Annotated in this window: 11 protein-coding genes; 3 read left to right on the top strand and 8 right to left on the bottom strand. The window is 36.4% G+C overall.

The window, feature by feature from the left end; genetic code table 11:
• Window positions 1-43 precede the first annotated feature (43 nt).
• On the top strand, window positions 44-688 hold the full coding sequence (pdeM, locus tag SB689_RS02465) for a ligase-associated DNA damage response endonuclease PdeM (protein WP_410690551.1): 645 nt from the start codon (window positions 44-46) through the stop codon (window positions 686-688).
• 4 nt (window positions 689-692) lie between these two features.
• Here the strand turns inward: pdeM and SB689_RS02460 are convergent, their stop codons facing one another.
• From SB689_RS02460 to SB689_RS02445, 4 genes are all read right to left on the bottom strand, one after another.
• Window positions 693-1211, bottom strand: coding sequence for a GNAT family N-acetyltransferase (locus SB689_RS02460; protein ID WP_410690550.1), 519 nt, complete (start codon window positions 1209-1211; stop codon window positions 693-695).
• Between the two features lie 21 nt (window positions 1212-1232).
• A complete protein-coding gene (locus SB689_RS02455) occupies window positions 1233-1814 on the bottom strand; it encodes a nucleosidase (RefSeq protein WP_410690548.1) in 582 nt (193 codons plus the stop codon).
• 12 nt (window positions 1815-1826) lie between these two features.
• Window positions 1827-2525: a DsbA family oxidoreductase gene (locus SB689_RS02450; protein ID WP_410690547.1), complete on the bottom strand. Its 699-nt coding sequence runs from the start codon at window positions 2523-2525 to the stop codon at window positions 1827-1829.
• 107 nt (window positions 2526-2632) lie between these two features.
• Window positions 2633-3799 carry an MFS transporter gene (locus SB689_RS02445; RefSeq protein ID WP_410690546.1) on the bottom strand — a complete coding sequence of 389 codons (1167 nt, stop codon included), beginning with the start codon at window positions 3797-3799 and terminating at the stop codon, window positions 2633-2635.
• Between the two features lie 112 nt (window positions 3800-3911).
• Between SB689_RS02445 and SB689_RS02440 the strand changes: the two genes are divergently transcribed.
• Window positions 3912-4295, top strand: a complete 384-nt coding sequence (locus tag SB689_RS02440) for a winged helix-turn-helix transcriptional regulator (RefSeq protein WP_410690545.1) — start codon at window positions 3912-3914, stop codon at window positions 4293-4295.
• 36 nt (window positions 4296-4331) lie between these two features.
• Here SB689_RS02440 and SB689_RS02435 read toward each other — a convergent pair whose 3' ends face one another.
• Window positions 4332-5525: an MFS transporter gene (locus SB689_RS02435; RefSeq protein ID WP_410690544.1), complete on the bottom strand. Its 1194-nt coding sequence runs from the start codon at window positions 5523-5525 to the stop codon at window positions 4332-4334.
• Between the two features lie 658 nt (window positions 5526-6183).
• Here SB689_RS02435 and SB689_RS02430 point away from each other — a divergent pair.
• Window positions 6184-6972, top strand: a complete 789-nt coding sequence (locus tag SB689_RS02430) for an SDR family oxidoreductase (RefSeq protein WP_410690543.1) — start codon at window positions 6184-6186, stop codon at window positions 6970-6972.
• A 41-nt stretch (window positions 6973-7013) separates the two neighbouring features.
• On the opposite strand, the gene SB689_RS02425 is transcribed toward SB689_RS02430, so the two are convergent.
• From SB689_RS02425 to SB689_RS02415, 3 genes are read right to left on the bottom strand one after another with little or no spacing between them, the layout of a single operon-like run.
• A complete protein-coding gene (locus tag SB689_RS02425) occupies window positions 7014-9473 on the bottom strand; it encodes a glycoside hydrolase family 3 C-terminal domain-containing protein (protein ID WP_410690542.1) in 2460 nt (819 codons plus the stop codon).
• Window positions 9474-9476: 3 nt separating this feature from the next.
• Window positions 9477-10508 carry a nucleoside hydrolase gene (locus SB689_RS02420; protein ID WP_410690541.1) on the bottom strand — a complete coding sequence of 344 codons (1032 nt, stop codon included), beginning with the start codon at window positions 10506-10508 and terminating at the stop codon, window positions 9477-9479.
• An 8-nt stretch (window positions 10509-10516) separates the two neighbouring features.
• Window positions 10517-11392 (bottom strand): alpha/beta hydrolase, encoded by an 876-nt coding sequence (locus tag SB689_RS02415; RefSeq protein WP_410690540.1) that lies wholly within the window; start codon window positions 11390-11392, stop codon window positions 10517-10519.
• Window positions 11393-11414 lie beyond the last annotated feature (22 nt).

Below are 11414 nucleotides of genomic sequence, written 5' to 3'. Positions count from 1 at the left end.
GATTAGCTTCCTACATCCGACATCCAGCCTCTAACAAAAAGATATGAATTTAGCAACAAAAAATACAATTATTCAAAACGAAACTTTCACTTTAACCAATCAGCGTGCGTTGTTTTGGAAAAAAGAAAAAGCCTTGATTTTATCTGATCTTCATATCGGAAAAACCGCTCATTTCAGAAAAAACGGAATTGCCTTAGCGAATCATATTATGAAAAATGATTTAGAGCGATTATCAATTTTAATAGAATATTTTAAACCTGAAAAATTTATTGTTGTCGGAGATCTTTTACATGCCGGCGATAATTCTGATGTTGATGAATTTTGTTCATGGAAAAATCAGTATTCAAACATAAAATTTTATCTAGTTGAAGGAAATCATGACCGAATCTCCAAAACTTTAGTCCAAAAATTATGTCTTGATTTTAGAGCTAATCAATTAAAAATTAATGATTTTGTTTTTGTGCATGATTTTGATAAATCAATCGCAGGTTTTCAGATTACAGGTCATATTCATCCTGGAATTGTACTTAATTCTGCAATTAAAAAAATAAGACTTCCCTGTTTTGTACAGACAGAAAATCAGTTATTACTTCCTGCTTTTAGTGAGTTTACAGGCTTAGATACAAAAAATCTTCCGAAAGGCGGAAGATTCTATGTTTTTACGGATTCTGAAATTCATGAAATTTAGATTATTACAGTATTTTTTTCATCATTAAATCAGTCTGTTCGTCATCTCCCAATCTGAAAATATGTTTGTCGAATTCAACAAAACCGTTTTTCGTGTAGAAATTTACGGCTCTTAGATTTTCTTCCCAAACACCTAACCATAAATATGATTTTTTCTGTTTTTGTGCTATTTCCAAGGCTTTGTCATATAATAATTGTCCAACTTTTTTGCCGTGATGACTTTTCTTAACATAGATACGCTCAATCTCCAGAGAAGTTTCATCCTGTAATTCAGTTTGAGCTTGTCCGGAATTCAATTTTAAATATCCTACCGCATCATCTTCTTCCCAAGCGATAAAGAAAAATGAATCGGGATTATTAAGTTCCGATTTAATTTTTTCTGTATTAAAGCTTTTTTCAAGATATGTTTTCATCGCTTCTTCTGAATTACTTTCTGCAAAGGTTTCAGAAAATGTTTGGATTCCTAGATTTTGTAATGTTTCAAGGTCTTCAAGAGAAGCTTTATTAATGATAATTGATGGCATTGATTAGAATTTTAATTAAAACTATGAAAATAATATTTTCTTAAAAGCTTCAGAAGCCAAATGGACCTGTACCGCCCAATCGTCTGCTGCATCGCTTCCGGCGTCATCTGAAATATACTTTAAGCACAGAAACGGAATATTTTCCTTCATTGCGATCAATGCTAATGGATAGGCTTCCATATCTACAATATTATAATCAGTTTCGGAGTGATTCATCTCAAAGCTGTCGCCGCTTCCGCAAACGCCTTCTTTTAGCTCCTGCTTTTTCAAACCATATTCCAACACAGGCGGAATTCCGGACAAAGGCGTTTCATATAAACTGAATCCAAGACCTCTTACATCCATATCTCGTTGGATAAATTTTGTACAGCAAATAACTTCACCTTTATTAAAACTTTTGCTTCCTGCCGAACCTAAATTTACAATCAATTTTGGTTTTCTGATATGAATTTCTTTGGTTAATTCCATGGCTGCATTTACTTTACCAATTCCTGTAACCAATTTATTTTTATCATTAAAATCTTCTCCAGCTTCAGAATCTAAAGCAAAAACAAAAAGCGTATCGGAAACAGGAAAATGAAGTTCGTCGTTTATTTTTATCATGAAATAGGAATATTAAATGCTGCAACCATCGGCATCACAAGAAGCTCCACCACTAGAAATATCTTTAAAAGGAACTACAGTTTCTTTATACGTCTGTTGAAGGGCTTCTGCAAAAGCTTCTACAGGTTGTGCACCTGAAACCGCGTATTTTCCATTCAGAATAAAAAACGGGACACCGCTAATTCCATTACTTTTTGCGTCTGTAATATCCTGATTTACTTCGTTATCAAACTGATCAGAACTTAAAACTTGTCGTGCTTCTTCCTTATCAATTCCTAATTTTTCAGCAATAGAAACCAGTACTTCAAGATCTCCAACATTTTTACCTTCCAGAAAGTGGGCTTCAAATAAGGCTTCTTCTGCTTCGGAAGCTTTGTTGTATTTTTTAGCTAAATGGATAAGTTTATGGGATGAAAATGTATTGGTAATTAATGCTTTTTCAAAATTAAAATCAATTCCCGACATAGCTCCCATCTGTGCTACCTGACCAATCATTTGCTGAGCCTGAGCATCAGGAAATCCTTTCTTTTCTTTGAAATATTCAGTCGTAGTTTTTGTTTCCGAAGGATCTAAAGTCGGGTCCAATTGAAAGCTCTTCCACTCTACTTCTACTTCATCTTTGAATGGCAATTTCTCAAGCGCCTGTTCAAAATTATGTTTTCCAATATAGCAAAACGGACACATCACATCCGACCAGATTTCTACTTTCATTTTTTCTTATTTTAATACTTTAATGAATCTTCTGTAAAGATTTCTTCACTTATTTTAAGTCAATCAAAGTTAATATATCTGACTATTTCGACCAAATATATTACGGTTTATTCCCCGCATAGTACCACAGTTTTTTCTCTGCGTTCCAACAGGCTTCTCACCCCCATCATGATGAATGCCAAAATCCCAAAAACAAGTCCAATCCAAGGATTAAATTCTACCCCTTTTGTGATGATCATCCATCCGCCTACGGTTGTTCCAAGTGTTACGCCTAAATTACCGAATGACGTTGCCAGGCTGTTGGCAAATTCCAATGATTGGGGTACTGACGAGATCATATACGTGGAAGCGTTAAGGAAACTTGGAGAATAAAGAAAGCCCCAAATACCAATGACCACAATGGTTGCCAGTAAATTTCCATCTGAAAAGTATAATAAAACAGGTACTAAAATAGTTCCGGAAAGGAAAAAAGCAGTAGATCCGGCGATATTTTTATTCAGCATTTTTCCTGAGATCCAATTGGCAAAAACTCCGATGATGCCGAATAGAAAAAGCATATAGCTAATCATTGTGCTGTCCATTCCTTTTGCTTTATTCAGATAATCAGCAAAGTAACTGTAGGTGGAAAACCAAGCCGTGATCATGAAAAAGTTCATCAGCGTACTGATGATAAACGTAGGCTGTGCTAATATTTTAAGCTGACTTCCGTAAGATTTTTTCTCTTTTACAGGCATTGGAGGCAGTAAAAAATAAATTCCTGCCAAAGCAATTACACTCACAACAGACTGAACGATAAAAGAAGATTCCCAAGACCAAACACTCGATAACCATGTCGCAAAAGGAACTGTAGTTACCATAGCTAGTGCAACACCGCTGAATACAATCCCCATCAATTCATTGCTGTGTTTTTTATCGGCATGAGAGACTGCAACCGATAAGGCACTTGCAATGTAAACAGGCTGTAAAAATGCAGGCAATATTCTCACCAACATCAGCAACCAGAAAGGTGGCGAAAAAGAGGAAACAACTCCCGTGATCAGAAACATAAATATGGCAGCAAACATTACTTTTTTACGGTCAAACCCTGACATCAATAATGTCATAAAAGGTCCTGTAAGCGCAATAATCAATGCAAAAGCACTTAATAAATACCCAGCCTTATCGATACTGATTTGATAATGTTCAGCTATCTGAGGAAGAATACCAATCACTCCGAATTCTGTTGTGATAACGGCCAGAAAGCCTAAACATCCTATATATGCGAATTTTTTCATTTTTCTTTTAGTCTAAATATTTTTATAAATTTTAATGCTGCAAAATTAGAATACAAACCCTAAATTTGCACTGTACACAGTTAATTGTATGGTACTAACAAATTTGTAAGTAATGGCAAAGAAAAAGGAAAATTCAACGAACAGTATTAATTCACAATATATTACGGAATGTGATTTAACGTATGCAGTTTGCAAAACTGGAGGAAGATGGAAACTCTTGATCTTATGTAAGCTTGAAAACGGCAAATTGCGTTTCAGTGAGATTAGAGACCGAATTTCAGGGATCACAGAGAGAATGCTTACCCTACATTTAAGAGAAATGGAAAAAGATGGATTACTAAAAAGGACTGTGTATGCCCAAGTTCCTCCAAGAGTAGATTATGAATTAACAGAAATAGCCAGAGAACTGATTCCTATTTGGAGACAGTTGGAAGATTGGGGGAAGAAACATAAAAAATTAGTAAAAGAACAGCTATTGGAAGTTGATGAAAATTAATGAGATTTATTCATATATTTTAAACTTTAAAACACTCTAGTTTCCAGTCTCTTTATTAACCTTGTTAGAGAATAGTATATGGGCAATCAAAGCCAATAATCCAAAAGACGCTCCCACGAAGCAAACACCATCCCATTGCGCATATTGCCATGCGATAGAAGCCAGCCATGTTCCTAATGATCCACCGATGAAATAACAAACCATATAGACAGTATTCAATCTGTTGACGGCGTTAGATTTTATTAAAAAATAATTGGTCTGATTCATAATGTGACTCGATTGTACACCTAAATCTACAAGGATTACGCCTACAATCAATCCCCAATAAGTTTCTCCTGCAAAATACGTGAATGTCCAGCTTCCCAATACAACCAATAAAGAATAAGAAATAATTCTGTTGATGTCTAAGAATTTTTGAAGTTTCCCGACTTTTGCTGCAGCTAAAGCACCGACCGCACCTGCTAATCCGAAACTTCCTACAACTGATGCACCTGCATTGAATGGTGGCTTTTCCATGTGGAAGACCAATGTTGTAAACAAAGCACACATCGATCCAAATGCCATCGCTCCACGGAATGAAGCTAATTGTAAAATCGGTTGTGTTTTGGCTAAATGTCCCACAGAACGCATCAATTCTTTATACGTTCCTTTGAAATTAGGTTGCATCTCGGGTAACATTTTGTACACGGCAAACCATACCAAGATCATCAGTCCTGCAGCAATTCCAAACATAGCTCTCCATCCCCAGACATCGCCTACAATTCCGCCTATAAATCTTGATAAAAGAATTCCTAATAATAAGCCCGACATAACGGTTCCGATATTGGATGATTTTTCTTTGTCAGAAGATAATTCAGCGGCGATAGGAATGAATAACTGAGGAATTACAGATGTCACTCCTATCAGTAAACTTGCAGCGTATAACATCCATAATTGAGTTGCAAAAGTCATCCACAATAACGATCCAAAAACTAAAAATAAATCGATAAGAATTAATCTCTTACGCAAAAATTTATCTCCCAATGGAACAATCATCAATAATCCAATCGCATATCCTATCTGAGTAAGCATTGAAATTCTGCTGGCTGCACTTTCAGAGACATTTAAATCTTTCGAAATAAGTCCCAATAAAGGTTGGTTATAATAATTGTTGGCAACTACAAGTCCGGAAATAATGGCCATTAGCCAAATCACAGTACGCGATATACCGTTGGAAGCGTTCATCTGCATGGTAAAAATTTACTTCAAATTTAATTATAGAATTCTTGAATTTTGATTGATTTCAAATTGTTAATGATTAATTATCAGATTAATGAAATCAATCAGAAAAAGAATGCTTTTTTAAGATTAGCAAAGGTACTTATTTTTATAAAAAGAGATTTGTACAAATTATCTATTTTCGAGTATTTAATTCATTTTTTTTGTTGAAAAATCACAAGGCGTAAATATTTCTAATCATTATGTTGTTAATTTGTATTGACTTTTGATAAAAAGATTATTAAATAATTTAGCTGTTTTTTTGACGCAAAGTTTTATTTTAAAGAATGATTTATTTAAGTGAGCAAAGAAGAATCAACCAAGTTGATTTGGTGAAGCTATATTTTCAAGCTTTGCGAAGCAAATTTTATTTGCCTTTGCCTCCTAAAAATCAAAAGTATGCAATAAAATCTTTGCGTTAAAAAATAAAATTCAAACAAATAAAACCTTTGTTTGATGAATAAAATAAACAACTCATAAAAAAATCCTTGCGCCTTAAAACGTTTTTTAGTTATACTTTGCGCCTTAGCGATTCACCAACTACACAATGTTTTAATATTTCTGTTTTTCATTGAATTCAAGCACTTTTTTGTACATTTATCTAATAAGATTAATTAGAAAAGATACATTCATGAATATTCAACTGATATCAAAAAATGCACTGGTAGGAGCTGCTACCCAAGGAATCGGAGCCGGAATTGCTCTGGAACTGGCGAAATGTGGGGCAAATGTCACCGTCATGGCTCGAAATGAAGAAAAATTAAAAAGCTTTGTGGCTTCCTTACCTGTTATTAACGAAGAACAGATACATCAATATCTGGTAGCTGATTTTTCTGATTTTGAAAAGTACAGAGGGATTATTTCGGGGTATTTTAAAAACAATTCAATTGATATTCTCGTCAATAATACTAATGGTCCTGAGTCCGGAGTTGCATTAGAAAAGAATGTGGATGATTATCAGAAGGCTTTTGATCTGGTCTTTAAGACTGTTTGTGAAACCACAAATTTGGCGTTACCTTATATGATCAGACAAAATCACGGACGGATTATCAACGTCTCTTCTTTGTCGGTAAAATCACCAATTAATAATTTAGTGCTGTCAAATTCTATTCGTTCTGCCGTGGCAGCATGGGCAAAAACCTTAGCTAATGAAGTTGCACAGCATAATATTACGGTGAACAATGTTCTCACCGGATATTTTGACACTGAACGAATCAAAAAACTGATTGATCACGAAGCAGAACAAAGCAATCAATCTGCGGAAGAAATAAAAAAAGGAAGAGAAGAGAAAATTCCTATGAAAAGATTGGGTAAACCTGAAGAATATGGTCATTTGGTCGCTTTTTTAGCTTCAGAATATGCTGCTTATCTTACCGGAACCAATATTCCTCTGGATGGAGGATTGAATAATACATATTAAAAAAAAGAGGTTCGTATTGAACCTCTTTTCATTATTTATTTTTAAGGTTTTAAATCCTTAAACTGTTTGTCAGCAGGAAAAACATGCTGTACTTTTTCTACGGTAATATCTGAATTGACTTCAAACTCCGCATTTTGTTTAATGTCTAAAGATGATGCCCCTACAGAAACTTTATATTTTCCTTTTTCAGCGATCCAGGCGCTTTTATCAGTGATAAATGAAGCCAAATCTTTTGGATTAAGCTGCAGAATAAGTGTTTCACTCTCACCAGGCTGTAATTCCTTCGTTTTTGCAAAAGCTTTCAGTTCAGATTTTGGTTTGTCGATCAACTTGTTCGGAGCAGAAAGATACAACTCCACCACTTCTTTTCCGGCTACTTTTCCGTTGTTTTTAACCGTAACACTCACCTGAATTTTATCTTTAAAAGTTGGTGAACTGATTTTTATATTTGAATAATCGAAACTGGTATACGACTTTCCAAATCCGAATTCATATGAGGGTTTTACATTAAAGGTGTTGAAATAACGGTATCCGACATAAACTCCCTCTTCATACGTCACTTCTTTTGGGTTTTCAGCAGGAACTCCCGGAAAGTTTTTCGCAGACGGAGTATCCGAATATTTTACAGGGAAAGTCATCGTTAATTTTCCGGAAGGATTTATTTTCCCGGAAATAACGTCCGCTACAGAATGTCCACCTTCCTGACCCGGCTGCCATGCCAATAAGATAGCATCTACTTTATCTTTCCACGATGCCGTTTCAATAACACCGCCGATATTTAAAATTACCACTACTTTTTTACCTTTTGAATGGAAAGCTTTTGAAATTTTATCCAGCATTTCGATTTCTTCAGTCGCCAGATTAAAATCATTATCAACGACTCTATCGCCGCCTTCTCCCGAATTTCTTCCTAACGTAACAAAAGCAATTTCTGAAGTTTCAGCTTTTTTAGCCAAGAAGGCATCATCCATTTTCATTTCGGGAAGTCTTTCCGGCAACGCTAAAATTCCTCTGGCTTTTCTTCTTTCCTTTTCCGCGGCTACTTCTTTTTCGGCGTGAGGCTTGTATAAATCCACCAATTCTTTATCCAGTTGATAGCCTGCAGAATTCAGCCCTTCCAATAATGAAACAGTGTGTTTGTTATTGACACTTCCACTCCCAGTTCCGCCCGTGATCCAAGCATAAGAAGTAACTCCGAATAAGGAAACTTCTTTCTGCTTATTGGCAAAAGGCAATGCACTGTTATCATTTTTAAGCAATACCATTCCTTCTGTGGCAGCATTTCTTGTCACTTCTGCATTTTGGGCAAGATTGGGTTTATCGCTGTATTTGTATTGCGCGAAAGTCGGAGTACGGAAAACATACTCAAGAATTCTTTTTACATTGAGATTGGCAACTTCCTGAGATAATTTCCCTGAATCCAGGGCGGCAAGAAGTACTTTTTTCTGTGCGGGAATTCCCGGCATCAGAAGATCGTTTCCTGCATTCATCTGTTTTACAACATCAGAAATTCCTCCGCTTTGGATAGATTCAAACCCCGGAAAACCTCCGAACCAGTCGGTCATTACAATGCCTTTGAAGCCCCATTCATTTCTTAAAACCTGAGTCAGTAAATCTTTACTGTCGGAAGTATAGACTCCGTTTAACAAATTATAAGAAGACATTACCGTCCATGGCTGAGATTCTTTGACCGTAATTTCAAAACCTTTTAAATACAATTCTCTCATCGCACGTTCTGAAACATGGGCATTGATCGTCAAACGGTTGGTTTCTTCATTGTTAGCCGCAAAATGCTTAACAGAAGTTCCTACTCCCTGGGACTGGATTCCGTTAACAATTGCTGCAGCAGTTTTTCCTGAAATTAAAGGATCTTCAGAATAATATTCAAAATTTCTTCCGTTCAACGGGTTTCTGTGAATGTTTAAAGCCGGAGCCAAAAGGACATCTACTCCATATTCTTTTACTTCATTTCCCATGGCTTTTCCCACTTGCTCCAGTAAGGTTTTGTTCCAGGTGGAAGCCAATGCTGTTCCCACCGGAAAGGCCGTTGCATAATAATTTTTTGAATCATTATCTCTGGTCGGAGCTATTCTTAACCCTGCAGGACCATCGGCAACTACTGTCGCAGGAATCCCGAATCTGTCAAAATTGGCTGTTCCTCCCGCAGCTCCCGGAACAAGACCCTGTTTAGAATCTCCTACAGGTCCTGTCAGTACTTCAATTCCGGGCATTCCTGTTCCGATCAGCAAATCAACTTTTTCAGCATTCGTCATTTGTTTGACGATGGCATCAATTCTTTTATCGACAGAAAGACGGCTGTCTTCCCAGGGATCTAATTTTCCGTTTTTATTTAAATCTTTAAAGGTTTGACCATTTACCGTAATGGTCTGAGTATTTTGCTGAGCATTTGCAACTGCTGATGTCGCCAGTAATACAAGAAATAATCCTGAATTTTTGGCTTTCTGAACAAGTTTGATCAATGCAGATTGGTTCTTCTTCATATTTTATTTGTTTGAATTAAATAATTTGAGTTTAGCATAAAAATCTTCGAACATCAGTCGGATATCTAAGTTGTTGTATATCCTGATATTTCTTCCGTTCGGATTGTATTCATATGTTCCGTTATCATTGATTTTCGGAGCATTCTTTAATACATACTGACTTGATGACGGATCGGCTTCGAAAGACGATTGTAAAGCGGTTAACAGAACCAGCGGACTATCTCCCATAATGTAAGTTTCACCAATTTGAAGATTGAACTTCTGAGTTCTTTCCATAAGGTCTTCAATCTTTTTTGACAGATACGCTCCGGTCTTTCCTTCCGCCTTTACTCTGGTCATCAGTTCTGCATACGACATTAATGCCTGTCGGTAAGCATTTCTCGGAATCTGCCATACTTTTAGATCAGATTGATTAAAAACTACCTGTCCCGCTTTGATATCGATTCCAAGATTGTATTCTAAAGGGGTGAAATTCGGTGGTGGAGTTGCCAGATCCTGATATTCAGGACCGCCAATCCATACAACGATTACTTTTTCAGCGATCTTCGGTTCCAGCAGATAGGCACTCGCAATTTCTGTTAATCCGGCTCCACATACGACAAACAGTGGCGTTTTTACATCTGTTCTCATCGCTTCAGCAACAATGGCTTTAGCTCCGGCTGAGATTTGTGGTGTTTTCAGATCTTTTAGCTGATCATTTGAACCCTGATAAATTTTAAATTTGTCTTTAAGATTCATGATCGTAAGGGTTTCATTCACCTTTTTCACTGCATTTTCTGCGGTAATTGTAGATGAATCAAACGGATCTCCCGGCTTTAAATGAGAACCGATAATGCCCCGAATTTCTGTTGATGGCGAAAGAATCTGATGAACCAATTGAAATAATCCATCCGGATCACCACCAAAATCATTGTCGACAATCACTCTGTAACGAGATTTTACAAATGGGTCCATTTCAGAAATCACAGCAGTATTCTGCGCCGAAACAGATACTGCTGCGAATAAAGAAACTATATTAAAAAATACTGATTTCATGATAAGAATTATAAAAATTTATGAAATTTCAACCAGTCAAAATAGACATCCGACCATTTGTCGACAGGTAAATTCTGAATTCCCATTCCGAAGCCATGACCTCCTTTCTCATAGATGTGAAGTTCTACAGGCTGTCCGGCATCCAGCCATTTATTGTAAAGCTGAATACTTTTTGGAGCCAGTTTCAACTGATCATCAGTCGCTGCACAAATAAACATCGGTATTGATCCCGGAATTTTTGAATTCAAAATATCCTCATTGGGACCACCGTAAATAGATGCGGCAAAGTTGGGTAAGGTTGAGGCCTCTTTACTGTGAAGTACACTTTCTAAAATGACACTTGCTCCGGCTGAGAAACCGATTACACCTAACTTATCAGTCTGAATATTTAATTCTTTAGCGTGAGCTCTTACATAAGAGATAGCGGTTTTAATATCCTCGCCTGCCATTACTTTGATCGGAGCTGTTTTAGCGTCAAAAGCTTTTCTGTCTTTGATATTTTCCATCATTTCACGGGCAGGATCGTTGGATTTTGTTTCCAGTAAACGGTATTTTAAAACAATGGCTGTTATTCCGTTTTCAGCGAGTTTTTTTGCGAGATCAATCCCTTCTCTGTTGATCGATAAACTTTGAAAACCACCTCCCGGAGCAATAACGATGGCTGTACCATTTGCTTTAACTTTGTCGGCTTCGAAAACCAAAATTGAAGGCTGTGCTACATTGTAAACAACCTCTGTTTTAAACAGATCCGAATACGTTTGTGCTTCTTTCTGCTTCCAGCTTTCTGTTCCGGGTGCTTTAACAGTGTATAACGGAATACTTTTTTGAGCCTGTATATTGTTGATTCCGATAAGGAATACACTTGCTATGATAAATTTTTTCATTTCGATTAGTTTTAAATATTTT

It is taken from the genome of Chryseobacterium sp. SIMBA_038 (genome assembly GCF_046535115.1).
In the GTDB taxonomy this organism is placed as follows: domain Bacteria; phylum Bacteroidota; class Bacteroidia; order Flavobacteriales; family Weeksellaceae; genus Chryseobacterium.
The sequence above is the reverse complement of the archived record's forward strand: the minus strand, read 5'-3'. Positions and strand labels throughout refer to the sequence as shown.

What these genes read in the sequence shown, in the direction of transcription:
- pdeM (WP_410690551.1), top strand. Translation starts at nt 44, where the DNA reads ATGAATTTAGCAACAAAAAATACAATTATTCAAAACGAAACTTTCACT.
- SB689_RS02460 (WP_410690550.1), bottom strand. Translation starts at nt 1,211, where the DNA reads ATGCCATCAATTATCATTAATAAAGCTTCTCTTGAAGACCTTGAAACA.
- SB689_RS02455 (WP_410690548.1), bottom strand. Translation starts at nt 1,814, where the DNA reads ATGATAAAAATAAACGACGAACTTCATTTTCCTGTTTCCGATACGCTT.
- SB689_RS02450 (WP_410690547.1), bottom strand. Translation starts at nt 2,525, where the DNA reads ATGAAAGTAGAAATCTGGTCGGATGTGATGTGTCCGTTTTGCTATATT.
- SB689_RS02445 (WP_410690546.1), bottom strand. Translation starts at nt 3,799, where the DNA reads ATGAAAAAATTCGCATATATAGGATGTTTAGGCTTTCTGGCCGTTATC.
- SB689_RS02440 (WP_410690545.1), top strand. Translation starts at nt 3,912, where the DNA reads ATGGCAAAGAAAAAGGAAAATTCAACGAACAGTATTAATTCACAATAT.
- SB689_RS02435 (WP_410690544.1), bottom strand. Translation starts at nt 5,525, where the DNA reads ATGCAGATGAACGCTTCCAACGGTATATCGCGTACTGTGATTTGGCTA.
- SB689_RS02430 (WP_410690543.1), top strand. Translation starts at nt 6,184, where the DNA reads ATGAATATTCAACTGATATCAAAAAATGCACTGGTAGGAGCTGCTACC.
- SB689_RS02425 (WP_410690542.1), bottom strand. Translation starts at nt 9,473, where the DNA reads ATGAAGAAGAACCAATCTGCATTGATCAAACTTGTTCAGAAAGCCAAA.
- SB689_RS02420 (WP_410690541.1), bottom strand. Translation starts at nt 10,508, where the DNA reads ATGAAATCAGTATTTTTTAATATAGTTTCTTTATTCGCAGCAGTATCT.
- SB689_RS02415 (WP_410690540.1), bottom strand. Translation starts at nt 11,392, where the DNA reads ATGAAAAAATTTATCATAGCAAGTGTATTCCTTATCGGAATCAACAAT.